Source organism: Vibrio sp. S457-15, from assembly GCF_000960545.1.
GTDB classification, from domain to species: domain Bacteria; phylum Pseudomonadota; class Gammaproteobacteria; order Enterobacterales; family Vibrionaceae; genus Vibrio; species Vibrio parahaemolyticus.
This window is the reverse complement of sequence record NZ_JYOQ01000149.1, coordinates 1-25,085: the sequence shown is the minus strand read 5'-3', so window position 1 is coordinate 25,085 and position 25,085 is coordinate 1. Positions and strand designations below refer to the sequence as shown.

Sequence of the window (25,085 nt, the reverse complement as noted above, 5' to 3'; positions counted from 1 at the left end):
GTACTTGTCCTGCATTTCTATTTAACTGTGCACTCCAGTAAAGCGATTTAAAGGCAGGAAGGAGGTCGATGGCTACTATCTAATTGCTCAATAAAAATCGCTCAAAAAAAAGCTATATTGCCCTGTCTTTCGACTGTTTATATCCTTAGATATACTTTTATTCGTTGTCAGGTTTAATAAAAAGCGCCTATTTCTGTTTTTTTCTACTAATATCTAGAACTTTACCTTCTTCAAGTATTTGGATTTTATCATAAAGCTCTTCGATCAGTGTTTGTTGAGAATGGTATATCGATAATAGTTTATCCCTTTGCCTCTTACAATCCGACAGTCTTTTCTCTATTTTTCTAGCGCGATTTTGAGAAGATTTTTTCCCCTGCTCTTTTTTATTCGATATGTACAGTTGTATCTTTAACAGAAGATCAGGATAACGCTCTGCTCTAAGAGCTGATGGATCGCGACCTGCTTCTCTAGCAACGTTGTTTTGAGTAACTGGAGTACCTTCAGGTAAGTTGATAGGTGTATTGTTTTTAAGACGCTCAAATGCTTCAGTGAACGATTCCACCGCAGGCTTTCTATGTGTCGACGACATTTAAGTATACCTCAATAGCATAGATTTCTTGTTTCAAAGACCAATATCGCATATTTTCCTGTGTAAGAGCATTAAGCTGATTTTCGTGATTGCCCTTCAGTTTGATAAGTTTTTCTCTGTTCTTTCGAACGAAAATAGCGTCGGCACAGACTCCTTTTCCATCGCCACCAGCACATTTTGATACTGACTCAATGCCGCCATATTCGCATGAGCCTGGCTTCATACAGAACCCTAGAAGAGTGCGGCGACATCCAACTTTCTCAGTTTTTATTAGTTCTAGTAGTTTTTTCTCTTCATGTTTATCAATCAGTTCGATAATAGGTATCACACATAAGTTAGTCTTATGTGGCCTTACATTTTCTATCTCATCCTCAACTACTTCGACCAGTTTTCTGTAAATGCTCCGGTAAGACTCGAGTATGAGTGTTTTCTCTACTTTAGAGTCCAGCCTTAAACTTGTATAGTTTCGGCCATAATAAAGAGTCATTTGTCTCGATAGGTGTTTCATTTGGTGTTGAATAGAACTGACAGAAACGTCATCTGATGTGAACATATTTATTGCTAGAGTCCTTCTTGCTTGATGTGTTGTGAAATTCCATTTCTTTCCTTCATCAAACCATTCTCTATTGTGTAGATTTGGAGTGAGTGCAAGCGCAATATTATAGTCTTCTTTAGTTATTATTAATTTTTGTTCATCAAATAGTTTAGAACCACGGCGTAAGATGTTGAAATAGTCTAAAGTTCTTCTGTTGTTCAACAATTTGTTATACCCGGAAAGATCTTTTGTTGCACCACCGCTACTACTCCAAAGTTCACACGCTGCGGTAAGTAGGTAAGGATTATTTTTGATATCTTGAGGCACGTGGTAATTATCTGGCAATGACTTCAGCCTTAGCCTTGCTATCCATGTAGCCAAATCCACTGCCTTTTTCACAGTTTTAGGAACTACCCACCTAGCATCTGAGTCCGGATCTGTTTTAGTTGTTTCGCCCGTTAAAATGCAAATATCCCCTAAATGCTTATCCTTTTCTATATAGAAACAGTCACTTCTTAAAGACGTTGCTTCGGACTTTCGTTGCATACTAAAGTTTAGAATGAAAATAATGGAGATGTCTCGAACCAAGGATAAGTACTTTGAAAAACATTGTGTGTTAAAAGCACCATGCATCTTTTCAGAAGGATCAATCCATCGCTTAAGCAACTCGATTAGGCCAAATTCAGTCAAAAAATCATTGAAATTACCATCGTAGATTATACGATTTTTATAAACAGATCTTTCGGTGAATGGCGATTGATAATCTTGAGGACAAATTTTACGATTGTAACTATAAGCTTTATGTAACCATAAGAAAGCTTTCTCAATATCATGCTTGTGCTTTATAAAATCATCTATGGCATCATTGAGACGTTGAACTTGATAATTCCAAATTCGAGGAGGAATATAAGGATGTTGAGTGCTTTCATATTTCTTTGATTCTCGTGTTAGTTGCTGTAGAAGTCTATTGTCAGCAATTACAAATCCAAGCTCGTCACTATATAAATTTAATTTATGCAATTGAGAAATTCGATCGTTAATTCTAGCGCACTGAATTTCTTTGGTAATCATAGGATATAAATTAGGATATTTATGTAAATCTTTAATTAAGATTCCATTTTTCTCACAAAATATGGCAATTTTCTTTAAGTTCTGAAAATATCCGTTGCAGCTTTTTATTGTTCCTGGAAATATTTTTGGATGGTACATAATAAATAACATTGTTTGCTTGAAAAGCTCACAGTTTTCAGGTGAAAGGCCATGCTTACCGAACTCAAAACCGTGAAAACCAAATGCATTAAAGTCCCAATAGTCATCTCCATAAAGTGATAATGCGATTCCCTGAGTATCAACCGTTACTGGCCAATCTTGTTTGGGAGGAAATGATGTAGGGCGATAAGTGGAAGATCGACTCGTCACTAAAGTTGATGGGTGCATGAATCGAAGTATTTGTTCCATTACCCCTCCAAAAACTCAATCAAGCCTAACCAGTGTGGATGAAAGTCGCCTTCTTCAATCCTAATCTCAGCTTCTTCTACCCATTTATTCCGTTCATCATTGGACTTTTTGAACCAATCGATTTTTTCAGTCAATTTTGCAATAACTAAATCTGAAGGTATTGTTTCTTTTATGTTCACTCCAGATGCTTCAATAGTTTTTAGGTATCGGAATGAAAAAAGAGACCAGATGTAGTCAAATGAGTCTATGTCTCTGAAATTCTCACACCAAAGGCAACCTGACTGATTTATACAATTAGGAGTAACAATAGAGGCAGGTTTATCATGTGTCGAAATTGGAACACCATTGCACTGACTAGTTATTAAGGATGCTTTAATTTCTCCTTTTTTTATGGGATCATTCTTATTCCAAAACTTGGTCAACTCGACCATAGAGCGATGCTGGCTTGGACGCTCATAATTGTTTCTGAGAGTTTCCATGAAGTGTTGATGCATTTCTGAAGTCAATTTAACGTCACTGCTAGAACGTCTTAAGCACCAGTTTACTCGTGTTTCTCTGAGGCATTGAGGTGATATCCAAGGTATGTTGTATTTATTTAACAATTTTCTGAGAGACAGATAGGAAAATGCTCTTCCCTTTGATAGTTGGCCTCCTGTGTCATGCCAAGGGAATAATAGATCAGACTCAGGGAAGAAGTGGTCTATGAATTTTAAATATTTTTTTATGAATGGCTTATAAGATTTATATATTTTAAAAGATACTTCACCTGCTCTCCGGTTCTTAAATGTTTTTACCTCCCAACTTTCACCTAATGGCCTATATTTAAATTGATTTCTCTTTAAAGCTTTAGCCTGAGAGACATTCATGCCTGTTTGAGCTATGAAGATTAAAAATTCAGCTTGTACTCTCAATGAAACAAAGTAATGTCGCTTGGTTCCTTCGATACTTCTTACTTCACTCCGAGTTTTCATTATTGTTTTTACCGTATCTCTTTCCCTCGGAGTAAGTGATTCAAAAGGCATGTTCAGTAGATTGGTTTTTTTTGAGCAAAGAGAATTTAGTGTTAGAGTTATTTCTTCATTTTCATCTTTAATATTTCTTGCATGAATAGTGAAAGGTAACTTTCCATATATTTTTTCAATAGTTATACCTGATGCAATATCAACTAAGAAGCATCCCATTCTAGATATGTCTTCTAAGTTTTGTTTGTCCGATTTCCTACTAACAGCCTTCTTTGATTTTTTAGTATAGGGGAGCCTGGTCCTATTGATTAGTTCAATGCTAACTGGTATTTCAAGTAGCTCTCCAAATATTGATGATAACTTAGTTGCGTAACCGTAGGCTGTGCTTTTTTTTAGTGTTGAATTTATCTTGTTGGATCTGATAAATAAGCCTTCACAATATTCAAGATAAGCGCTTTCTAGATTTTTTAAGGTGATGTATTCTTTGTCTTTAAAAAAATCAAAAAATAACTGTAACGTTGAAAGACTACTTTCAATTGTCGATATTGAACTTCCGGTTTCTAATTTAGTTTCAAGAAGTTCCTTGATCGCTAGGATTAATTCTAGCCGTTCCATTTGAGGTGGGCCAATTTCTCCTGTATCTATTTTTCGAAAGAACCACCGTGAATCCAGCGCCTTTCCACTTTTAGTATACGGTCTTTGGTACAAAAATCTTCGCAGATCGTACCTTGCTCTCGTTTCCAGGCGTTGACTTTGAATCATGAGATTAGGAATTAGAGCCATATGTTACTTCTTCAATTAAAAGCTCAGAGCCATCATTGCCACCAAAGAAGTGAAAGAATTCGTCTGACAGCATCTCTTTGATGGGCTCATTTTGAACAAAGGTTATGTATTTCCATGTTGTAGATTCATCTTTGTGAAACATGGCATCTCTAACGAAAGCAATTGCTCTTTGTGGATCTTTAAGCGTTTTCAAAGCATATAACATTAGCTGGCTCCCATATGTTGCCCTGCTTTGATGAAATTTAAGCTGACGGAACTCACCTAACCCATTACTAACTAATTTCTTCCTCAATTTTGACATTACGCTGGTAAATGAATTGTCTTCATATTTCTTCCCATTTGAAGTTAGAAATAGCAAAGATTGGTTGTCATTGGAGGCTCGTGCCTGACGTACCAACCTCCTTGGACTTACTGCGTATTTTTTTAGTTGTTCTATTAGTAGGGCAGGAAAAAGTAAATCGCCACTAACCCCATATTTTGTTTTCACTTGTGTGGGTGGACCAACAGGAATTCTTTTTAGGTTGATTGCTGAAGGATCTTCAAATACATTGTCAAGACTACTAACGCGCAATGTACGAATGGTTTCAATTCTGGCACCAGTAAAAAAACCAACCATAAACATATAGTACAACTCGGTCATTTCGTGTTTTAGGAGAAAGTTAAGTAACCTTTTTCGAGATGAATCGCTAATAGGTAGAAGACCATCTTCTAGTGTTGCACCTGGCCTTTTTCTGTTTGGGATCGCAAGTTCGCTAGAATTGACTAGGATCGATCTTTTTAGACCAACCGTATTGTAGGTATGAACCGTTTTTTCGCGATCTTGCCAGAGCTCATCGCTCTTGATTAGTCCTTCAGCTTGTGCCCACCGATAGAACTTAACTACGGAACTCATTCTAGATGAAGTAGTACTAGGTGATAACTCTCCTGTATCTCTTTGACAAATTAGATATCCACGATATTTAAAAAGACACCGTTCCTTTTTCTTGATAGGAAAATATGTCCAATCTAGTCCTTCAGATTCTAACCACTCAGCGTAGTCACGTAAGTGGTTCATGTCTGATAGGACTGTCTTGATATTCGTCTGTCTCTCAAGACGGGCTACTGCATATAAATTCGCTGCCAGCCAAGGCTCGCCGCTGTCAAAAAATATCTGAGGACATTTTGGAATTGTAAGCTGATGAGCATCAACTATCCATGGCAGGTCATCGGAATGTCCCTCCAGGAATTTCATCGGTTGGTAGTGGGTTCGTTCTAAATTAGCCATACCATCAACTTTAATACTGAGAAGCAGTGAAGTTTATGTCAACGGTATAGTAGTGCGTATGTAATATGTCAATGAGTGAGGACGTGTTTAAAGTAAATACCTTGCCATGTTCCTAATGCTAATCGACCATTTTTGATTGGTATCGTCACACTACTGCCAAGCAGCGATGCTTTAATGTGTGCTGGCATGTCGTCATCACCTTCATAGGTGTGCTGATAATAAGGAGCTCTCTCCGGCACGAACTTGTTGAAATGCGCTTCCATGTCCATGCGCACAGTTGGGTCTGCATTCTCATTTAAGGTCAGACTGGCGGAGGTATGCTGAATAAATAGATGTAACAAACCTACTGAAAGCTCGTGTATTTGCGGTAATTGTTGTTCAATTTCATCAGTAATTAGATGAAAACCGCGACTTCTCGCTTTTAATTGCAGTGTTTTTTGTGCCCACATACGTGTTCCTTTGGAAATTTATAAATTGGCGTCTATCCTATTCCAATTAGAGCCTGTCATAAGTAAATGATATGATTCTTGCCACCATAAATGAATTGTTCAAATTCAGGGCAGGGAACGTGACCTAACTCAATGTGAGTGTAAAAGCACTCGGTCATAATTGGCGCCTGAAAAAAAATTACAAAGACTTGTTTTGTGGCAATTCGCCCAAACATCTAATTAATATTCTATTTGCTAAATCGGGGATTCCACAGTTTTCGCTAGACTGTAAGGAATGGAACCTACTGTAACATCGGGATAAAGACCATGTTGAAAAATATCAATCCAACGCAAACACAAGCTTGGAAAGCGCTAACGGCGCATTTCGAATCTGCACAAGATATGGATCTTAAAGAGTTATTTGCTCAAGACGCAGCGCGTTTCGACAAATACTCTGCACGTTTCGGCTCAGACATCCTAGTCGATTACTCAAAGAACCTCATCAATGAGGAAACTCTGAAGCACCTGTTCGCTCTTGCGAACGAGACTGAGCTGAAATCTGCAATTGAAGCGATGTTCAGTGGCGAAGCGATCAACCAAACAGAAGGTCGCGCTGTTCTTCACACTGCACTACGTAACCGCACGAACACTCCAGTAATGGTAGACGGCGAAGACGTAATGCCAGCAGTGAACGCGGTTCTAGAAAAAATGAAATCATTCACTGACCGCGTTATCGGCGGTGAGTGGAAAGGTTACACTGGTAAAGCAATTACAGATATCGTGAACATCGGTATCGGTGGTTCTGACCTTGGCCCTTACATGGTGACGGAAGCACTAGCACCGTACAAAAATCATCTAAATCTTCACTTCGTATCTAACGTTGATGGTACTCACATCGTTGAAACGTTGAAGAAAGTTAACCCAGAAACGACGTTATTCTTGATCGCGTCTAAGACGTTCACAACGCAAGAAACCATGACTAACGCGCACACAGCACGTGATTGGTTCTTAGAGTCAGCAGGCGATCAAGCTCACGTGGCTAAGCACTTTGCTGCGCTTTCAACGAATGCGACAGCCGTGTCTGAATTCGGTATCGATACAGCGAACATGTTCGAATTCTGGGACTGGGTTGGTGGTCGTTACTCACTATGGTCTGCGATCGGTCTGTCTATCGCATTGGCGGTAGGCTACGACAACTTCGTTGAGCTGCTTGATGGCGCTCACGAGATGGACAAGCACTTTGTATCAACAGATCTAGAAAGCAACATCCCAGTGATCCTTGCGCTTATCGGTATTTGGTACAACAACTTCCACGGTGCGGAATCAGAAGCTATTCTGCCTTACGATCAGTACATGCACCGTTTCGCGGCGTATTTCCAGCAAGGTAACATGGAGTCAAACGGTAAATACGTTGACCGTGAAGGCAATGCTGTGACTTACCAAACAGGCCCAATCATTTGGGGTGAACCAGGTACCAACGGTCAGCACGCTTTCTATCAGCTAATTCACCAAGGCACTAAGCTGATCCCATGTGACTTCATTGCACCTGCAATCAGCCACAACCCTGCGGGTGACCACCACCAAAAACTGATGTCGAATTTCTTTGCGCAAACTGAAGCACTAGCGTTTGGTAAGAGTGAAGAAACGGTGAAAGAAGAGTTGGTGAAAGCAGGTAAGAACGCTGAAGAAGTGGCAGCGATCGCACCATTCAAAGTGTTTGAAGGTAACCGTCCAACAAACTCTATCCTAGTGAAGCAAATCACGCCTCGTACGCTAGGTAACTTGATTGCGATGTACGAACACAAAATCTTCGTACAAGGTGTTATCTGGAATATCTTCAGCTTTGACCAATGGGGCGTAGAGCTAGGTAAACAACTGGCTAACCAAATCCTACCTGAGCTTGCCGATGCGTCTCAAATCAACTCGCACGACAGCTCAACAAACGGTCTAATCAACGCATTTAAAGCGTTCAAAGCTTAGTGAATGTTTGAATAGAAAAAGAAAAGGTCAGCAAATGCTGACCTTTTTATTGCCTGAGGCAGAAACAAAATAGGTTGGCACTGGCCAACCTATTTTTTCTCTTTTATTCGAAGCAGATTTCGATAAAGGCATTTCCCCACTGGGAAGAGAAAGGCATGATGATGATTGAGCCTTCACACTTGTGGCGAATCGTATGGCCTCGGCCAGATACCACAACGGGTGTCGCCATATCAAAATCAAAACCGCTTTCAGCCAAAATGCGCTTCGCACCACCAGTAACCATGTTGGTGATCTCACCCACCATATCGGTCACTTCTTCGTTGAGTCCGTTTGGACGCTCACCAAGCATGTTCTGCATGATTTCTAGCGCTAACGCTTCATCAAAGGTAATTGACATTGAACCACGTGTTTGTGGGCCAACCATGCCAATCAAACCAGAAACGTCACCTCGTGCGATCTCATCCTTCTTGATTCGCGGTTTTTGTGGCTTCAGCTCAAGAGAAGCCATGGTTTTTAGCACGTTCATTAAAGAAGCTAAAAACGGGTTTACAAATTCAGCGCGCATAACGTTCTTCTATACTTTTTCTTTCGTCTCGGAGGAACAGGCCTGGCATTCACCATGAGTTTCAATAACTTGGTTGGTCAGTTTGAATCCATGCTTCTCGGCGTTTTCAGCTAACAAGGATATCAGTGTCTCATCTTCGAGTTCAACGACATCACCACATTTATCGCAAATTAGTAATTGGAAAAAGTGCTGTTGAGTATTGAAAGAACAACAAGTAATAAAGCTATTTGTCGATTCCACTCGGTGGATAAAACCTTGCTCTAAGAGAAAATCTAACGCTCGATAAACAGTTGGAGGCTTGGCCTGAGGCTCACTCTCTTTTAGTTGCTCCAATAGCTCATACGCACTTGAGGCGCGGCGATTAGAACAAATGAGTTCAAACACGCGTCGGCGTTGCGGAGTCAATCTTACTCCACGCTCTGCGCAGATACTTTCAATTTGTTCAATGATTGTTGGGTTCAAACCTTTCACCATAACTATCGGACGTGCTCTATGATAAATCATTTCTATACGAAGTTCGTTTAGAAATGCTTCATTTTACCCACTATCAGAACGAAAATCATGAATTAAAGCAAGTCGCACAGGGTCTGAAGCCGGAATAGCCATCACAGAACGAGATAACCGTGCCGGAATCGTCCCTTGTTCACTTTTCTTTGATTGATGGACAACGCTCGCATCCGCTGGACACTGGGTATACAATACCCGACTTATTTTTTGAGCGTACTGCTGCGCTCGACCTTAGCAACATAAAAACGGGTGTTTAAATCATGACTCATTCTTGCAGGCTCTCCGTAGCACCAATGTTGGATTGGATTCTATAGCGATAAACGTCAATAAAACCAACGACTTGAGCGTGTGGTTGTAAGGCGGGGGACATGAGGGGACATTCACAGGCATCATCAACACCCTCACATCAATACTATCCCCTAATAGAGTTTGCTTCTACTCCTCTCCACCATTTCAGGGGACATTTTTACCATTTTAATCTGTCATGGCTTATTTTCGATTTTAGATTGTCTACTTGATGCTGCTGAGTTGTAGATAGATTAGAAGTCGACAGCTCCTCGAATGTTTTCAGTAGTCGATTCAATTGTCTGTTCTGCTGCCTGTAGTCTTGTTCTTCTTTTGCAGTAAACCACTTGTCAGCTTGATGTTGCAGTTTAATGATAAGTTTTTGGGTGTGCACTGCATCAGCAGCTTTTTGCTCTCGATACTTCCAAGTCTCCAACCGCCTCCCTCTGTTTAATTCATGCGGTTGGTATTCCTTGTTATCTAGGCCTGTGTGCTTGAGTACAGCTGTATTAAAGGCCTGCTTCAATAGAGCGGTACACTTCTTTTGCTGTAAAACGCGTAAAACTCTTCCGTTTAGCACTTTTCCGACTAGAAGATGTACATGATCACCAGCCCCCCGTACTCCGGATTGTTGCTGTTGGTGCAACACTGCGCGGATCTGTGATTTAAAAGGCTTAAGTTCTTCAGGTTTCAGTTCTAGCAGTTCGCTAATTGCCTTACAGCAATCACTGATTATAGATTTCCATTGTGTTGGCGTTGGTCTGTGTCCCTTGGGGAGAGTTAAGCAGTAGCTCATCGCATAACTGGATAAAGGGCGACCTCCTTGACGGTTGAGATGTTGCTTTGTTCGAAATTGCTCACCCAGTAGCGCTATTCGTTGCGATGTATGTGCCGTTCCTATGAGAGAGATGATGTTTTCTGTTGTTCTATGATTTCGGTGCTTCTGTGAGAGTAAGTAGCGTTCTGTTGCCATAACTCCATCGGCCCCATTTTTGATTGCTTCAGTTGTTATCGTCCAGTTCTTAATCATGTTTTATTAAAAGATTAAGAAATTATTGCTCATTTATGCAAACAACCTGATGTGCGAATGTTACGTGCTTGGGTATTCCAGATAGGCAAACCTCATTGCTACGCTCGCTGTTTGCCACTGGTGAGAGGGTTTCCCTCTCAACACCCTTAAAGACTTGAACTAAAGATACTAAATTTCTATTTTTTAATAAAAATGGAAAAACATCTCTTCAAACAGCACCTAGCCAAAAGTTTAACAACACCAGAAATGAAGTCATCACAAATTCGTTTGGCGGTTCTGAAGCACTGCGAGAATGCTGGCTTCATCAGCAGCAAAGATCAGGAAGAAAACTCGCAGCGATATCAGTGGTTACAGGAAGTTCTTACGCTAAATTTGTTGTCTCTGAATCTATTAGATCAAATAGCTTTAGGTGAGAGCGGTTGTTCCGGCCTAAACGAGCTACAAATAGAAATTAATGCGAAAGCTGCGTCTATTATAAAAGATATCGCAAGAAGGCTTATTGAGACGCCTGTATACAATCGAGAGCAAGGAGATGTGCAGGTAGCAGGTCAAGTCGGGCAGAGAAATAAAATGAAACAGTAGCTATTTTCTTGATATACCCTCCGGAATTATGCTACTTCAGGAGGGTTGTGTTATCTGCCGGAATGCTACGAAAAGGACTTTTGCTTTGTTTTAATTGTTGGTGCTTTCGCTAGTGTTTATAACATTCTTAGATAGCTCTTCTAACTTCTTCACGAAAACATCCCAGTTGTAACCTGAAACCCCACCGATTGCTAAATAACCCAATGTAGCGCTTTCGGGATTGGTGGCATGGGAGATATCACCAGACAAGACTATAAGTCCACTTTGAATAATCGCAAATATTAGAACTCCTACAATCAACGCAAGTAGCGGTGAGAATAAAAATCCCCAAAGGTGATCGGTATCAAACGACTTTTCAATCGCATGGTATCTGTGAAATGAAATTATCCCCAGTAGTGAGCTACCTAGCATAGCACCTGTCATGGTGAACAAAATTGAAATTACTAAACGAGGTGGTTCAATATCAAACGTCCACAAGTTCAGGATAGAAGAGAAACCGGACAGCCAACCATCAAGCGTTAGCCAAATGGCGGCCAGAGTGTAAAGAAAAATATACGGGGGAACTAAAAGTGCCCATTTGCTGTTGTTTGCGCCCGCACTAGCGTTGAATGACTCAGTGTTTTGATTGGACACGATACTCTCCCAAATCGTCAATGTGTGAATACTGCTGCAATAAATGCCTATAAAATAACACATAACGCATGCTAGTATTCCACAAGGTGAGTATGATCAATTAGAAATGCGCAAACCCTAGCGCCACAAAAAGTAAAATTCCGATGAGTGATGATAAGTTGAGCTATTGTTGGCCGGAGGACTTTCCAGAGGGAGTTCCTGATAGTTGTGATGTGGTACCTGCAGAGGGTTGGGTGTATCGCTTGGTTCGGACTATTCCACCTAAAGAGGTTGATTTTCAGCGGCACCGAGATGAGAAACCAGACTATGTTTACTACTCCAAGGACATCCCTAAGTCCTATGGCGTATCGTTTTGGTCTAAATTATCTAAAATCAAGAGAGTAGAAAAGAATTACCCTTTCCCCGAGCAGTTCGGAGAGTGGCACACTGTGTGTGGTAATTTATCTCCAGAGCTTGGTGTTATACCAGCAGAGTTAGAACAAAATGGTCATATAACACTGTGGGTTCAGGAAGGTGCCGAGCCTCATAAGCATATAAAGGATAAGGTGGAAGAGTGATGAATATATTGCCTAAAGATACCTTTCTTGGACGGTTAAGCCTTTTTGAAATCTATGATGATTTTTTTGGACCTAAATGCTTCTCTGTTAGGGATGAACTACAACGCCTTTATCTAGTTTACTGGAGTGGTGACTATGATGATGGCACTTCAACCAAGTGGGTTTACATGCCAGTTTCGATAAAGATACTGGATGAATTGCTCCGTGAAGAATATAGCTTCCATAAGGCTTTCAAAGCCTCTAAGCAATTATTAGTTGTTTCAACTTACGCTAAAGAGCGTGGTGAACAAACTAAAATTGAAGCTCTAAATGAAAGTACTCTTAAAGAAGTCAACCTGCCACCATTAGACTTTTCAATAGACCCAGAAGAGATACAGTCAATTGCACCTGAGTCTAAATGGGACTTTAACTTGCGCATTGCTAATAGAAGCGGAAAAGGTTCTCCTGATGATGATGCCGTAGCCAAAATTCTAGGGGCATTCGGTGACATCATTAAGTTGCTTATGAAGGACGAGAGGAATAAAGCCCCGGGAATATTTCCTTTAACAGCAGGGTATAGCTCTTTTGACGTAAAGCTGGGATCTAGCAATCAGGAACGAGCAGCAGTTGCAATAGAGCTGTTAGATTCCATTTTGGCAGATAAAGATTTGATTGAGAAAAGGTTAGAAGAGTTAGAGGTTGATCCTTTTCGATTAAAAGACCTTTTAGATGTGGTTAATTTGGAAAAGTTAGAATTAACACTGAAATCAAAGACATCTGATACTTTACGTAAGCCAATTAAGATTAGCTCAGCTAGTTTACTACCGATCATACAGAAACTAGAGAAGAGCACCAAAGTCTTTATTGATTCGACAAAAGTGCCTCAAGCTAACTGTTTAGATCGTGTTATAGAGCTTGTAGGGCATAGAGCTGGTGGAGGGGAACTAGAGCATGATCTTATCGATGGAATTAGTTCTCAGCGCCAAGTTCAATACCATACTCACGCTGCTAGATGTTTAGGATTACTAAACTCTAGCAACGCCATAACAACAGCCGGAAGAGTTTTAATCCAAAAGAGTAATAAGATCGCTCAATATCAGTTTTTAGCAGATAGAGTTGAATCAAGTGATTTCGGTTGGGCTTGGATGAATTGGGCTGGTGTATCAAGTATCGCTGAACTTGATCCCGCTTCAGCAGAACAATTTGTTATAGATAGAGTAAAAGGTTTAAGGCGGACAAGTGTTGCTAGACGAGCTAGTAGTTTAGCTAGTTGGGTCTCAATCTTGAAAGAGCACCATCGAGGTTATACTGAATTAGAATCAGATTTAGATAAATCGGTTGAAGGCCCAGAATAATTGTAAATGTGAAGTTTACTTTTATCCCTCAATAAAGAAGTAACCACGAATGAACAAAAAATGAATTTTCTGTCAATTCGTGGTTGAAGGTTTTTAAAAAGCGTCTTCTCATTATTACTGTGACTGTGTGACACACCAAAAGGTGTGTCACATGGTCACAGTATCAATGAGTGAGACTTATGATATCTTCGTCAGAAGCACGTGATGATACTTGCTCAACACAAATGCGACCCGACGATTGCAACTTCTTGAGTGAGCGACTGAATGCTTTACGCTGAGCGTCAGTTGGTTTTGAGTCCGATGAATACAGAGCTTGACGCAACTCAATACGGTTAGCTGTACCGTCAAATTTTTCACTCAGTAGTGTAAGTACGGGATTGTCAGATTCATAATCCCTTTCCGCTTTGACTTTCACTGGTTTTACTCTTGCAAGAGATGTTACGGGCAGTTTTTCTTCACATTGAATGCCAAGATCAACCGAATCAAACTCAAGTTCAAGATCTGGAGCTTCATTTCCTTCTTTTTGCTTAGTGTTGGCAAACGTCAGTATTTTACTCTTACCGTCACGCTTCACTTGAAATTCAAAATCGCAAGCCGCTCTCAGAGCTGAGCTTCCCCGTGCGCCTCTAGATTCATCGCGACCAGAGTGATGAACACACAAAACAGTAGTGTCTATCAATGATTTGATTTTGTCGCAGCCATTGACAAATGCAGACATATCGCGAGATGTGTTTTCGTCACCGGAGTAGCAGCGTGCGAGGGTGTCTATAACGACCAACCGCACTTTTACGTTTTCATTAAATTCTAGCTCTTTGATTGAATGAGCTAGGGTTGTAACAGCATCTACATCTGAAATGTTCATACTGTGGCCTAGAATGTAGAGGTTTTGAGTCTCAACACCGTTTGCTATTTCCCATGCCTTAACACGCTTTGCGACGCCTGTCTGACCTTCAGCTGCAATGTATACAACTGCACCACGTTGAACGGGTTTATTGTTCCATGCTTTCCCCGTTGTAACTGAGCAAGATACCTCAAGTGTAAGAAATGTCTTCAAAGACCCACTTGCACCATAAATAGTGCCAAATGAAGATGCAGGAATTAAGTCTTTGACTAGCCACTCTGTAGCGGCGTCAAACCCAGATGAACCCAGCGAAAACTTCAGATTCCCGAAGCGTTTGTGAGTCGGTTTCACCAGTTCTGTAGATAGAACTGCGTTACCGCTGAATAGATCAATTTGTGTCGGATTCATTTTTTCTCCGTTGTAATTTGTTTAGTTATCAATTCAGCTCGCTACAAGCGCACTGAAATAGAATTAATTGGCTGTTGGAGCGACGAGGTTTAGTCTCAGATAGTGCCTGTTCAGAATGTCCATACATCTGTGGCCAGTAATCTGTGCTACTTCGGGGGTCCTCAGGCCTGACTCAAAGAGACGGGAAGCTGCTTCTGCTCTAAGATCATGAAAGCGTAGGTCTTCAATCTTCAAGTCTTTTGTTAGCTTGCGCCAAGCTCTGCTTATGGCATCAGCTTTATAGTCAAAGATGAAAGCATCATCTTGTTTGCCTGAGTGCTTTTCCAATATCTCCAGAGCTTTTTCTGATAAGGAAATTTTGGTTGTATGCCGTTGCGATTTGTGCGGATTTTTACGATCTCGTATCACAAGGGTCTTAGTTTTCTTGCAATAGTCTCTTCTTTTCATTTTGACTATTTCTCCGCGCCTTAATGCAGTTTCCATTGCGAATTCGACTATGTCTGACAAGGGAAGAATTCTCGTTGAGCAACTTTCTTTAGTTTCTAGAGCTCCTGATATTTGTTGAAGCTCTTCAAGTGTCGGGCGTCTAATGCGCTCATCGCTGCGAGCAATAAATCTATGTCGTTGCAGCGAAGATCGCGCGTCATTAAAAACCGTGCAATCGCATGAGATTCCGTAGAATGTGATTGCGTCTTTTAATGCTGTGCACAGGTTTGAAATATCATGCGAAACAGTTTGAGGTTTCACTGTCTCGCATCTGATTTTGCAGTGTTCAAATAGTACTTTTGCGCTCAAATTTTCTACTGGAACTTTAGCGATCGGATAGCTGAGCAGTATTTTTAGATTTGCTCTTTTACTTCGATTTAGGTTGCTAGCTGTGGGCTCTTCGGTGAGAGTCATGTTAATAACATCACCGATCAGGACTCGCTTGTTCTTCTTTGCTTTTTGTAGTCCTTTAACTCCTTCTCGATTTGCAAGTTTTGCGGTTCTTTGTGCCCATTTTTCTGCTTCTGGGTATGTGTCAAAAGTTTTGCAGCACTGTCCTAGCGTTTTCCCATTAGACGTAACCCTCACACGAGCTTTGTATCTCGTGCCTCTTTGGGTATTTACTGGTTCAATAGCTTTAGTTGCCACTCGCCACGCCTCGGGAAAATCATAAAAAATGCGGTCATTCCGCGTTGGTTTTGATACTAAGAGCACTTTTGAAAATGCTCAATTCGCTAAAAACGCTCAAAAAAGGCCGTTTTTGAGGGGGTAATGGTCGGTGGGGGTGTTTTTGGTCTCGGAGTGAAAAGACCACCAGAAACGGCTAAAAAACGCATGGTTCTGACGATCTTTTGCTTTCAGTAATCTAAGAAGTAGGTTTGGTGTAATAAAAAAAATATCAACTAAAACCAAAAATAGTGATGCTTGTCACATTTTGAGCTTTGGGTAGGTTTAATTATCCTGATTTGGCTCATGTATAGACTGGATATTTATACGTAAGTAAACATTATTGAGCACATTGAGATCTTTGTGGCCTGTAATTTTTGAAACCTCTACGATGCTCAATCCTCTCTCTAGAAGTTGGCAAGCACCTTCGGCCCGAAGGTCGTGATAACGAAGATCTTCGATTCTCTCTTCTCTACACACCCTTTGCCATGCCGCCCCGATAGACTCTTTTTTATATGGGAAGACGCGAGCGTCCTTTCGTGGTTGGCGAAGAATAATCTCTTTTGCTTTGGGAAAAAGTGGGATGGTGCAATGGTTTCCTTTTTTGTTTCTTGGATCTTTACGATCTCGGATGGTTAATGTAGATGCCTTGAAATTTACGTCGTCCCAAGTGATGCGGGTAATTTCCCCTAATCTCATACATGTAAGAAGAGATAAGTGAAAAATGTCCACTAGCGGGATATGGGCTGCTCTATGTGATTGCCTTCTCTTTAGCCCTCGCTCCATGAGTTCTAGTTCTTTTGGTGTTGGTCTGCGCTCTCTTCGTACACTGCGACCGATCAGTCCGTATTTTATCAGGCTAGGAATAGCATCATCGTGTGCTTTGGTGTTTGCTTCGTATCCGAACATAGGCCCGGCTACGTCGAGCACACTTTTTAGGTAAGTAATGTCGTGATAAATAGTCTGAGGGAGAGGCTGAGTCTGCTCAGATTTACGGTAACGGCAATGGTTCACGAGGTCATTGGCGGTGAGGTGATCTGCACGAACTAGAGCAACGTCATAGGCTCTTAAACGGCTGAGAACTGCGAACTTTGAACGGCCAATATCTGCGGACGTGATTGGATCATTTAGATACTCTGTAATCAGGTCACCAATGAGTATGGTTCGAGCCTTAGGCTCTTTAGATGGTATACCTTCTGATTCTAGCTTTGTAACAAGCTGATCCGCCCACTTCTTCGCCTCCTTTTCAGTAGGGAAGGTTTTAGACTGTTCAAAAAGCCTCTTTCCTTTACTCGTTAGTCTGACTCGCGCTTTATGCTTAATAGCTTTTTTACCTACAACTTTTTCAATAGCGATAGTTGCCATACTTAGCCTCTCAAATACGTTAATTGAAGGAGAGGTTGTTGATGAAAGTTCCCATTGCCCACATTTGAAGCACTGGATAGCTGTATGTATAATCCCGTACCCCACAGCTCGTCCTGTACCTTTTGTGTCCCTAAAATAATCCCTTGAGGGACATTTAGGGGTACAACAGCGAGATAATGACTAGTTTTACCCAGTTTCGCCGTAGTGGATTATGTAGCTAAGGCGCTGAAATTTAGTGAGATTTTAACTATGTATCCATCTTCCCGTTTTTCCGTGGCACCGATGTTGGATTGGACCGATCGTCATTGTCGCTACTTCCATCGCTTAATGACCAAAGAAACCCTGCTGTACACTGAAATGGTGACGACAGGTGCGATCATTCATGGAAAAGGAGATTTCCTCGCTTACAACGAAGAGGAGCATCCGTTAGCCCTTCAGTTGGGTGGTTCAAACCCAGAAGATTTGGCCAAGTGTGCCAAGTTGGCGCAAGAACGTGGCTATGATGAGATCAACCTAAATGTGGGTTGTCCATCTGATCGTGTGCAAAACGGTCGCTTTGGTGCTTGCCTGATGGCGGAGCCGCAATTGGTCGCGGAGTGTGTCGCTGCAATGAAAGAGGTGGTTGATGTTCCTGTTACGGTTAAAACACGTATTGGCATTGACGATCAAGATTCTTATGAGTTCCTAACGGACTTCGTATCGATCGTCTCTGAGAAAGGCGGCTGTGAGCAGTTCACTATTCACGCGCGTAAAGCGTGGCTAAGTGGTCTGAGCCCGAAAGAAAACCGCGAGATTCCGCCGCTGGACTACCCACGTGCTTACCAATTGAAGCAAGATTTTTCTCATTTAACTATTGCTATTAATGGTGGTGTGAAATCTCTGGAAGAAGCAAAAGTGCACCTCCAGCACCTAGATGGTGTGATGATTGGTCGCGAAGCTTACCAAAGCCCTTACTTGCTTGCCTCGGTAGATCAAGAACTATTTGGTTCTAATGCCCCAGTGAAGAAGCGCAGTGAAATTGTTGAAGAGATGTACCCATACATTGAAGCGCAGCTTGCGAAAGGTGCGTATCTTGGTCATATCACGCGTCATATGTTGGGTTTGTTCCAAAATATGCCGGGTGCTCGCCAATGGCGTCGTCACATCAGTGAAAATGCGCACAAGCCAGGTTCTGGCCTAGAAGTGCTGCAGGATGCGTTAGCGAAGATTCCAAAAGAGCTGAATGTGTAAAATTCACCAGTGGTTGGCTAAAAATACCAACTTACGGACAGCGAAGCCAGAGCGCAGAAATGCCTCTGGCTTTATTTTTATTTAGAAATCATAACCTTAATTTATTTTGGATAAGTTGGTATGGAAACTGCTCTAGTCGTTTAAAACAAATGGAGAAGTGATTATGTTGGAGCTGATCTTTATTTTAGTATTTGCCGCGACCTTATTAGTAACAGGCATCACGATGATGACAGTGTTCGCAGCAACAGGTATTGCGTTGGTTGTGATGTTTTTACTTGGCATGATCGGCGCGGTACTCAAACTATTACCATGGCTGATAGCCATCGCATTGGGTATTTGGTTCTTTAAAAACTTCGTTGCCCAACCGCGTTATAAATAGTTGGGTATAGACGATTTAGTTGATAGCGAGGCGTGAGAGTATGGTATATTTCCCCTCACGCCCTCATTGTTGAATATCAGCTATCTCGGAGTACACATTCCATGACAAATAAAGCGACCATCGCTTTAACAGCATTATCATTAGCCGCATCTCTTCCTACATTCGCAGAATCTTCTTTTTCCGCAAAAGTGGGGGCAGAAGTATGGGGTGCAGATACAAAAGTTAATGAAGTAAGAAGAGATAGCAGTACAACGGGTACTTTTTACGCTGCCATTGAGCACGATGTGAAATACGTACCGAATGCACGTCTACGTTACTCAAGTGTTGATGCCGATTACATGGGCTTTGATAAACTCGATTTAACCATGTACTACCAAGTGCTAGACCATGATCTATTGCATTTTGATGCGGGTGTTACATTCAGCAATCTAAGCGATACGAAATACATTGATGCTGGTACAAATAAGCGTACTGAAGAGTTTGATGAGCTTATCTGGGCTTGGTACGGCTACGCAGAGATCCAAGTGCCTAATACGAACTTTGATGTGATTGGTGAGATGAACTTTGGTGACAACAAAGGCATCAAGAGCACGGACTTAATGGCTGGCATTCAATACCATGTGCCACTACAAGACGCTCAGTTGGCTTTCCGTGGTGGATACCGCGTGATCGATTTGGAGTCGGAAGTGTTTCTCTCAAGCTTAGGTAAAGAGTTTATCTTCGCAAATGGCTTCTTTGTTAGCGCGGAATACTCATTTTAATTCGATTCCTTTCTTCAGTTTTAAAAACGCCACGATATAAGTGGCGTTTTTTTATACCACTTCATTATATCTATTCGAATTTCTCTCCCTATTTTGTTCAGGTAGACCATGCTTATTTAGGAGCAATGGGAAAGTTAGAGCAGGGATAGCGATGACAATAAATGAACTAAGACATCTATTTCGTGAAAACCAGCTTGTTGAAGCCATTATTGAGCCAGCAATCCAAGAAGGTGGATGGGTTGTTGAGTTTAGGCATGCGCGAGGTGGTTTCGTGTTTCTGACCGACAGTCACGGTGAAGAATGTTTGTATGAAGATTTAGATGCCGCCTCAAAATCAGCCATGGCGGTGGGCTTTCAACAAGTCCGCATCGAAGATCGCTGAGCAAAAAGTAAGCCTTTCTTACTTCCAAAAAGTTATAAAACATTCACTTCTATTCTTTCTTGTTATTAAGGAGAGTGGGTACTCTATCGTCACGCAATGAATAGGGATGTCGTGATAATGTCTTTTCAAAAGAATGAGTATTCTCACAAGAATGTGTCTGAAGATAATAATGGGCAAGGCGGAAATCCTCCGATCGCAAGCCCTCTGAATGACCAACAATTTAATTCACTCCAACAAACTGTCTCTGAGTTGTCTTCGCAGCAACTTGCTTGGGTCAGTGGGTACTTTTGGGGTTTAGCTCAACATCAACCAAGTGCGGCGGCAACACCAATCGCCCAAGCAGCTGCCGCAGTATCAGCAAAGCCTGCCGGTAAGTTGACCATCATTTTTGCTTCTCAAACCGGTAACGCAAAAGGTGTTGCTGAAGCGTTGGAACAAGAAGCAAAAGCAGAAGGAATTGCAGTAGAGTTGTTTGATGCAAGCGACTACAAAGGCAAAAACTTAGCCAAAGAAACGCACGTCATCATTGTTGCTTCTACCAACGGTGAAGGTGAAGCGCCAGACAATGCCATTGAGTTGCACGAGTTCTTACAATCTAAGAAAGCACCTAAGCTATCAAACCTTCAATATGGTGTGATTGCATTGGGTGATTCTAGTTATGAGTTCTTCTGCCAAACTGGTAAAGACTTTGACACGTATTTAGCAAAACTGGGCGCGACGTCTTTTATTGACCGTATTGACTGTGATGTTGATTACGAAGCGGCAGCGGAAGAATGGCGCAAGAATGCGCTAGGTAAAGTTAAAGAGACACTATATTCTGGCAATGAAGCGGAAATTGTTCAACTTCCTGTAGGACAAGCGGCAGCTTCACATTCTCAGTACAACAAACAAAATCCATACACAGCGACGTTACTCACCAGCCAAAAGATCACGGGTCGAGACTCGGGTAAAGATGTTCGCCATATCGAAATCGATCTAGATGGTTCGGGTCTGACATACCAACCAGGTGATGCTTTGGGTGTGTGGTACGAAAACAGCTCTGAGCTTGCTAATGAAATTCTAGGTAAAGTTGGTTTGTCTGGTGTTGAAACAGTTGACGTTGATGGTGAAAGCTTATCGATTCACAGTGCTTTAGTGAGTAAGTTCGAGATCACGACATCTAACCCACAGCTAGTGGCCAAGTTTGCCGAGTTATCTGGTAGCAAGAAACTACAAAAACTGGTGGAAGATAAAGACAAGCTTCGTGAGTACTCAGCCAACACTCAAATTGTTGATGTATTCACAGAGAAGAAAACCAAACTGACCGCGGATGAGTTAGTTGGTTTATTGCGCCGTTTGACGCCTCGTCTTTACTCTATTGCTTCTAGCCAAGCTGAAGTGGATGAAGAAGTACACCTTACCGTCGGGTTGGTTGAATATGACCACAACGATGAAAAACGTTACGGTGGCGCATCGAGCTTCTTAGCTCAACGTCTAGAAGAAGGCGGTGACGTAAAAGTATTTGTCGAGCACAACAATAACTTCAAACTGCCAGAGGATGATAATACACCGATCATCATGGTTGGGCCGGGCACTGGTATTGCGCCATTCCGCAGCTTTATTCAAGAGCGTGAAAACCGCGATGCTGAAGGTAAAAACTGGTTGTTCTTTGGTGATCGCACGTTCACACAAGATTTCTTGTACCAAGTTGAATGGCAAAAATACCTTAAGTCGGGAGTGTTAAGCCGCTTAGATGTTGCTTTCAGTCGTGACCAAGTAGAAAAGGTTTATGTACAGCACCGCATTTTAGAAAACGCCGCGCAAGTATGGCAGTGGATTCAAGATGGCGCTTACATCTATGTATGTGGTGATGCGACTCGTATGGCGAAAGACGTACATGACGCATTGGTCATTGTTGCGGAGCAAGAAGGCAAGATGCCACGTGACGATGCAGAACAATTTATTAATGATTTACGTAAAGCGAAACGTTATCAGAGGGATGTGTACTAATGACTTTTTCTACTGAAAATAACAAGCAGATTGTATTAGGCGAAGAGCTAGGGCCACTATCTGATAACGAACGCCTAAAAAAACAAAGCAATCTATTACGTGGAACCATCGCCGAAGATTTGCAAGACCGAATCACTGGCGGCTTTACAGCGGATAACTTCCAGCTTATTCGTTTCCACGGTATGTATCAGCAAGACGATCGCGATATCCGTAACGAGCGTACCAAGCAAAAGCTTGAGCCTCTTCATAACGTGATGCTTCGTGCTCGTATGCCTGGCGGGATTATTACGCCAACACAATGGCTGGCGATCGACAAGTTTGCTACAGAACACTCGTTATATGGAAGTATTCGCCTGACGACGCGTCAAACGTTTCAGTTCCATGGCGTACTAAAACCAAACATCAAGTTGATGCACCAAACGCTAAACAGCATCGGTATTGATTCAATCGCGACAGCAGGAGACGTTAACCGTAACGTACTGTGTACCACGAACCCGGTAGAGTCTGAATTGCATCAAGAAGCTTACGAGTGGGCGAAGAAGATCAGTGAACACCTTCTACCTAAAACTCGCGCGTATGCTGAAATTTGGTTAGACGGAGAAAAAGTCGAATCGACTGAAGAAGATGAGCCGATCCTGGGCAAAACTTACTTACCACGTAAGTTCAAAACAACCGTAGTCATTCCTCCACAAAATGATGTGGATGTCCACGCGAACGATTTGAACTTCGTTGCGATTGCCGATAACGGCAAATTGGTTGGCTTTAATGTGCTAGTGGGTGGTGGTTTGGCGATGACACATGGCGATACGTCGACTTACCCACGTCGAGCTGATGACTTTGGTTTCATTCCTCTAGAAAAAACCTTAGATGTCGCGGCTGCGGTTGTAACAACTCAGCGTGACTGGGGTAACCGTTCAAACCGTAAAAACGCTAAAACCAAATACACACTCGACCGCGTCGGTACAGATGTCTTTAAAGCAGAAGTAGAAAAACGTGCGGGCATTCAGTTTGAAGCTAGCCGCCCGTATGAGTTCACTGAACGTGGTGACCGTATTGGTTGGGTAGAAGGTATCGATGGTAAATTCCACTTGGCGTTATTTATCGAGAATGGTCGATTGCTGGATTATCCGGGTAAGCCGCTGAAAACGGGCGTCGCTGAAATCGCGAAGATCCACAAAGGTGACTTCCGTATGACCGCCAACCAAAACCTAATTGTTGCGGGTGTACCGAAAAGCGAAAAAGCGAAGATTGAAAAGATCGCTCGTGAACATGGCTTAATGGATGACAATGTCAGCGAGCAGCGTAAAAACTCAATGGCGTGTGTGGCATTTCCAACTTGTCCTCTAGCGATGGCAGAAGCTGAACGCTTCCTCCCTCAGTTTGTCACGGATGTTGAAGGCATTCTGGAAAAACACGGATTGCCAGAAAATGACAATATCATTCTGCGCGTGACCGGGTGCCCAAATGGTTGTGGCCGTGCGATGTTGGCTGAAATTGGTCTGGTAGGTAAAGCGCCGGGTCGTTACAACTTACATTTGGGGGGGAATCGTGCTGGTACACGTGTACCTAAAATGTATAAAGAGAACATCACGGATAAACAAATCCTAGAAGAGATTGATCTGCTGGTGGCTCGATGGTCGAAAGAGCGTGAGGAAGGCGAAGCCTTTGGCGATTTCACTATTCGTGCAGGCATCATTCAAGAAGTGTTCGTATCAAAGAGGGACTTCTATGCTTGATTCTGTGGCTTCCAAACCGGAGCTGGCGGAGTTACTGACATTAACAAAGACGGAGCAAATACTCCGTCTTGCACAAATCAATGTCGAACTTGAACAGCTGTCGGCACAAGAGCGAGTAAAGTGGGCTTTGGAAAATCTGGATGGAGAGTTTGCGGTATCCTCAAGCTTTGGTATCCAAGCCGCTGTCATGCTTCATCTTGTGACTCAAGAAAAACCTGATATCCCAATTATTCTTACGGATACCGGATATCTGTTTGCAGAAACGTATCGCTTTATTGATGAGTTGACAGAAAAACTCAACCTTAATCTAAAAGTTTATCGAGCGGAGCAAAGTGCTCAATGGCAAGAAGCACGTTATGGCAAATTATGGGAGCAGGGCGTTGAAGGGATCGAGAAGTACAACAAAATAAATAAAGTCGAGCCAATGCGTCGTGCATTGAAAGAACTTAATGTTGGAACATGGTTTTCAGGTTTACGTAGAGAGCAAAGTAAATCACGAGCGGGTTTACCGATACTGTCGATTCAAAATGGCGTGTTTAAGTTTCTGCCCGTAATCGATTGGACTAATAAAGATGTTCACTACTACCTCGAGCAACATGGTCTTACCTATCACCCACTTTGGGAAGAAGGTTACTTGTCTGTTGGGGATACACATACGACACGTAAATGGGAGCCAGGAATGTCAGAGGAAGAAACTCGCTTCTTTGGTTTAAAGCGTGAATGTGGACTTCATGAAGATGATGGTAATGAACAAGATGGTTCAGGTATCTAGTTACAGGTATATCTATCTATAGAAGAAAGCTGCGATCACGCAGCTTTCTTTATTTATAGGCATAAGTAATGGGATTAAAAATACACATTTTAGGATAACTCTGTGGATAAGTTGTTTGATAGTTTTGGGTAAAGTTGGGTAAATAAAGCTTTGGGCGAAAAGTCGTCGTTTAATCATTGTTTTTGCAATTTTTGCAAAATAACACTTGCCAATGTGAGCGCGATCTCTATAATGCCACCTCGTCGACAGGGCAAGGGCTCGCAAGGGTTTCAGCAAGGTTGGCAAGGCTAGAAAGAAAAACGAAATGATTTTAAAAAAGTGTTTGACACAATAAATTATCTCGCTAGAATGGCCGCCTCTTCCGAAGTGATGAGAATCACAAAGAAGAATAGCTCTTTAACAATATAGACCTATCAATCTGTGTGGGCACTCGTTGATGATAATCCAATTCGATACTTCGGTATCAAATTAGGTTTCAATGAAACGAAGTGACCATTGAATCTTCGGATTCAGCACAGTCAATTCAAACATTACTTTATGTAATGTTCAGTATTCATTGAGCCGAACAAAACTTTAAA

23 protein-coding genes are annotated in these 25,085 nt (G+C 41.9%); 11 read left to right on the top strand and 12 right to left on the bottom strand.

What is annotated here, in order from left to right; translation table 11 throughout:
- Positions 1 to 187 precede the first annotated feature (187 nt).
- The 5 genes from UF05_RS16680 to UF05_RS16660 form a co-directional block, all read right to left on the bottom strand.
- Positions 188 to 589, bottom strand: a complete 402-nt coding sequence (locus UF05_RS16680; RefSeq protein WP_045544964.1) for a hypothetical protein — start codon at positions 587 to 589, stop codon at positions 188 to 190.
- Entirely contained in the window at positions 573 to 2,582 is a 2,010-nt protein-coding gene (locus UF05_RS16675; RefSeq protein WP_045544963.1) for a hypothetical protein, read from the bottom strand. Before UF05_RS16675 ends, UF05_RS16680 begins: the two co-directional genes overlap by 17 nt.
- Positions 2,582 to 4,327, bottom strand: coding sequence for a site-specific integrase (locus UF05_RS16670; protein ID WP_045544962.1), 1,746 nt, complete (start codon positions 4,325 to 4,327; stop codon positions 2,582 to 2,584). The genes UF05_RS16675 and UF05_RS16670 overlap by 1 nt, the downstream gene beginning before the upstream one ends.
- Positions 4,311 to 5,591 carry a site-specific integrase gene (locus tag UF05_RS16665; protein WP_048852589.1) on the bottom strand — a complete coding sequence of 427 codons (1,281 nt, stop codon included), beginning with the start codon at positions 5,589 to 5,591 and terminating at the stop codon, positions 4,311 to 4,313. Before UF05_RS16665 ends, UF05_RS16670 begins: the two co-directional genes overlap by 17 nt.
- Before the next feature lie 68 nt (positions 5,592 to 5,659).
- Positions 5,660 to 6,040, bottom strand: a complete 381-nt coding sequence (locus tag UF05_RS16660; RefSeq protein WP_045544961.1) for a secondary thiamine-phosphate synthase enzyme YjbQ — start codon at positions 6,038 to 6,040, stop codon at positions 5,660 to 5,662.
- Between the two features lie 306 nt (positions 6,041 to 6,346).
- On the opposite strand from UF05_RS16660, the gene pgi reads away from it, so the two are divergent.
- Positions 6,347 to 7,999 (top strand): glucose-6-phosphate isomerase, encoded by a 1,653-nt coding sequence (pgi, locus tag UF05_RS16655; protein ID WP_005455828.1) that lies wholly within the window; start codon positions 6,347 to 6,349, stop codon positions 7,997 to 7,999.
- 103 nt (positions 8,000 to 8,102) lie between these two features.
- Here the strand turns inward: pgi and UF05_RS16650 are convergent, their stop codons facing one another.
- The 3 genes from UF05_RS16650 to UF05_RS16640 form a co-directional block, all read right to left on the bottom strand.
- Positions 8,103 to 8,564, bottom strand: coding sequence for a chemotaxis protein CheX (locus UF05_RS16650; RefSeq protein ID WP_005381269.1), 462 nt, complete (start codon positions 8,562 to 8,564; stop codon positions 8,103 to 8,105).
- Between the two features lie 9 nt (positions 8,565 to 8,573).
- Positions 8,574 to 9,038 carry a zinc uptake transcriptional repressor Zur gene (gene zur / locus UF05_RS16645; protein ID WP_005381268.1) on the bottom strand — a complete coding sequence of 155 codons (465 nt, stop codon included), beginning with the start codon at positions 9,036 to 9,038 and terminating at the stop codon, positions 8,574 to 8,576.
- Between the two features lie 499 nt (positions 9,039 to 9,537).
- Entirely contained in the window at positions 9,538 to 10,386 is an 849-nt protein-coding gene (locus UF05_RS16640) for a phage protein (protein WP_045544960.1), read from the bottom strand.
- Positions 10,387 to 10,578: 192 nt separating this feature from the next.
- Here UF05_RS16640 and UF05_RS16635 point away from each other — a divergent pair, with 192 nt between their 5' ends.
- Entirely contained in the window at positions 10,579 to 10,968 is a 390-nt protein-coding gene (locus UF05_RS16635) for a hypothetical protein (RefSeq protein ID WP_045544959.1), read from the top strand.
- A 90-nt stretch (positions 10,969 to 11,058) separates the two neighbouring features.
- Here the strand turns inward: UF05_RS16635 and UF05_RS16630 are convergent, their stop codons facing one another.
- Complete coding sequence (locus UF05_RS16630) at positions 11,059 to 11,601, bottom strand: hypothetical protein (RefSeq protein WP_231583779.1); 543 nt, start codon at positions 11,599 to 11,601, stop codon at positions 11,059 to 11,061.
- A gap of 143 nt (positions 11,602 to 11,744) precedes the next feature.
- On the opposite strand from UF05_RS16630, the gene UF05_RS16625 reads away from it, so the two are divergent.
- Both UF05_RS16625 and UF05_RS16620 read left to right on the top strand, forming a co-directional pair.
- Positions 11,745 to 12,158, top strand: coding sequence for a hypothetical protein (locus UF05_RS16625; RefSeq protein ID WP_045544958.1), 414 nt, complete (start codon positions 11,745 to 11,747; stop codon positions 12,156 to 12,158).
- Positions 12,158 to 13,492, top strand: a complete 1,335-nt coding sequence (locus tag UF05_RS16620; protein WP_045544957.1) for a DUF6575 domain-containing protein — start codon at positions 12,158 to 12,160, stop codon at positions 13,490 to 13,492. Before UF05_RS16625 ends, UF05_RS16620 begins: the two co-directional genes overlap by 1 nt.
- Before the next feature lie 163 nt (positions 13,493 to 13,655).
- On the opposite strand, the gene UF05_RS16615 is transcribed toward UF05_RS16620, so the two are convergent.
- From UF05_RS16615 to UF05_RS16605, 3 genes are all read right to left on the bottom strand, one after another.
- Positions 13,656 to 14,741, bottom strand: coding sequence for a helicase RepA family protein (locus tag UF05_RS16615; RefSeq protein ID WP_048852587.1), 1,086 nt, complete (start codon positions 14,739 to 14,741; stop codon positions 13,656 to 13,658).
- Between the two features lie 63 nt (positions 14,742 to 14,804).
- Positions 14,805 to 15,875, bottom strand: coding sequence for a site-specific integrase (locus UF05_RS16610; protein ID WP_156147352.1), 1,071 nt, complete (start codon positions 15,873 to 15,875; stop codon positions 14,805 to 14,807).
- A 303-nt stretch (positions 15,876 to 16,178) separates the two neighbouring features.
- Positions 16,179 to 17,258, bottom strand: coding sequence for a site-specific integrase (locus UF05_RS16605; protein ID WP_045544955.1), 1,080 nt, complete (start codon positions 17,256 to 17,258; stop codon positions 16,179 to 16,181).
- Between the two features lie 249 nt (positions 17,259 to 17,507).
- Here UF05_RS16605 and dusA point away from each other — a divergent pair, with 249 nt between their 5' ends.
- The 7 genes from dusA (at position 17,508) to UF05_RS16570 (ending at position 24,507) form a co-directional block, all read left to right on the top strand.
- Positions 17,508 to 18,488, top strand: coding sequence for a tRNA dihydrouridine(20/20a) synthase DusA (gene dusA / locus UF05_RS16600; RefSeq protein ID WP_045544954.1), 981 nt, complete (start codon positions 17,508 to 17,510; stop codon positions 18,486 to 18,488).
- A gap of 163 nt (positions 18,489 to 18,651) precedes the next feature.
- A complete protein-coding gene (gene pspG, locus UF05_RS16595) occupies positions 18,652 to 18,867 on the top strand; it encodes an envelope stress response protein PspG (protein WP_045544953.1) in 216 nt (71 codons plus the stop codon).
- A gap of 101 nt (positions 18,868 to 18,968) precedes the next feature.
- Complete coding sequence (locus tag UF05_RS16590) at positions 18,969 to 19,628, top strand: TIGR04219 family outer membrane beta-barrel protein (RefSeq protein WP_005455819.1); 660 nt, start codon at positions 18,969 to 18,971, stop codon at positions 19,626 to 19,628.
- 151 nt (positions 19,629 to 19,779) lie between these two features.
- Positions 19,780 to 20,010: a hypothetical protein gene (locus tag UF05_RS16585; RefSeq protein ID WP_005455817.1), complete on the top strand. Its 231-nt coding sequence runs from the start codon at positions 19,780 to 19,782 to the stop codon at positions 20,008 to 20,010.
- Positions 20,011 to 20,127: 117 nt separating this feature from the next.
- Complete coding sequence (locus UF05_RS16580) at positions 20,128 to 21,999, top strand: assimilatory sulfite reductase (NADPH) flavoprotein subunit (protein WP_045544952.1); 1,872 nt, start codon at positions 20,128 to 20,130, stop codon at positions 21,997 to 21,999.
- Positions 21,999 to 23,735, top strand: coding sequence for an assimilatory sulfite reductase (NADPH) hemoprotein subunit (gene cysI, locus UF05_RS16575; RefSeq protein ID WP_015297344.1), 1,737 nt, complete (start codon positions 21,999 to 22,001; stop codon positions 23,733 to 23,735). Before UF05_RS16580 ends, cysI begins: the two co-directional genes overlap by 1 nt.
- Positions 23,728 to 24,507, top strand: a complete 780-nt coding sequence (locus tag UF05_RS16570; protein WP_021449750.1) for a phosphoadenylyl-sulfate reductase — start codon at positions 23,728 to 23,730, stop codon at positions 24,505 to 24,507. The genes cysI and UF05_RS16570 overlap by 8 nt, the downstream gene beginning before the upstream one ends.
- Positions 24,508 to 25,085: the final 578 nt, after the last annotated feature.

Bases quoted from the DNA above. Each gene is read 5' to 3' on its own strand.
- UF05_RS16680 (WP_045544964.1), bottom strand. From the start codon at position 589: ATGTCGTCGACACATAGAAAGCCTGCGGTGGAATCGTTCACTGAAGCA.
- UF05_RS16675 (WP_045544963.1), bottom strand. From the start codon at position 2,582: ATGGAACAAATACTTCGATTCATGCACCCATCAACTTTAGTGACGAGT.
- UF05_RS16670 (WP_045544962.1), bottom strand. From the start codon at position 4,327: ATGGCTCTAATTCCTAATCTCATGATTCAAAGTCAACGCCTGGAAACG.
- UF05_RS16665 (WP_048852589.1), bottom strand. From the start codon at position 5,591: ATGGCTAATTTAGAACGAACCCACTACCAACCGATGAAATTCCTGGAG.
- UF05_RS16660 (WP_045544961.1), bottom strand. From the start codon at position 6,040: ATGTGGGCACAAAAAACACTGCAATTAAAAGCGAGAAGTCGCGGTTTT.
- pgi (WP_005455828.1), top strand. From the start codon at position 6,347: ATGTTGAAAAATATCAATCCAACGCAAACACAAGCTTGGAAAGCGCTA.
- UF05_RS16650 (WP_005381269.1), bottom strand. From the start codon at position 8,564: ATGCGCGCTGAATTTGTAAACCCGTTTTTAGCTTCTTTAATGAACGTG.
- zur (WP_005381268.1), bottom strand. From the start codon at position 9,038: ATGGTGAAAGGTTTGAACCCAACAATCATTGAACAAATTGAAAGTATC.
- UF05_RS16640 (WP_045544960.1), bottom strand. From the start codon at position 10,386: ATGATTAAGAACTGGACGATAACAACTGAAGCAATCAAAAATGGGGCC.
- UF05_RS16635 (WP_045544959.1), top strand. From the start codon at position 10,579: ATGGAAAAACATCTCTTCAAACAGCACCTAGCCAAAAGTTTAACAACA.
- UF05_RS16625 (WP_045544958.1), top strand. From the start codon at position 11,745: ATGAGTGATGATAAGTTGAGCTATTGTTGGCCGGAGGACTTTCCAGAG.
- UF05_RS16620 (WP_045544957.1), top strand. From the start codon at position 12,158: ATGAATATATTGCCTAAAGATACCTTTCTTGGACGGTTAAGCCTTTTT.
- UF05_RS16615 (WP_048852587.1), bottom strand. From the start codon at position 14,741: ATGAATCCGACACAAATTGATCTATTCAGCGGTAACGCAGTTCTATCT.
- UF05_RS16605 (WP_045544955.1), bottom strand. From the start codon at position 17,258: ATGGCAACTATCGCTATTGAAAAAGTTGTAGGTAAAAAAGCTATTAAG.
- dusA (WP_045544954.1), top strand. From the start codon at position 17,508: ATGTATCCATCTTCCCGTTTTTCCGTGGCACCGATGTTGGATTGGACC.
- pspG (WP_045544953.1), top strand. From the start codon at position 18,652: ATGTTGGAGCTGATCTTTATTTTAGTATTTGCCGCGACCTTATTAGTA.
- UF05_RS16590 (WP_005455819.1), top strand. From the start codon at position 18,969: ATGACAAATAAAGCGACCATCGCTTTAACAGCATTATCATTAGCCGCA.
- UF05_RS16585 (WP_005455817.1), top strand. From the start codon at position 19,780: ATGACAATAAATGAACTAAGACATCTATTTCGTGAAAACCAGCTTGTT.
- UF05_RS16580 (WP_045544952.1), top strand. From the start codon at position 20,128: ATGTCTTTTCAAAAGAATGAGTATTCTCACAAGAATGTGTCTGAAGAT.
- cysI (WP_015297344.1), top strand. From the start codon at position 21,999: ATGACTTTTTCTACTGAAAATAACAAGCAGATTGTATTAGGCGAAGAG.
- UF05_RS16570 (WP_021449750.1), top strand. From the start codon at position 23,728: ATGCTTGATTCTGTGGCTTCCAAACCGGAGCTGGCGGAGTTACTGACA.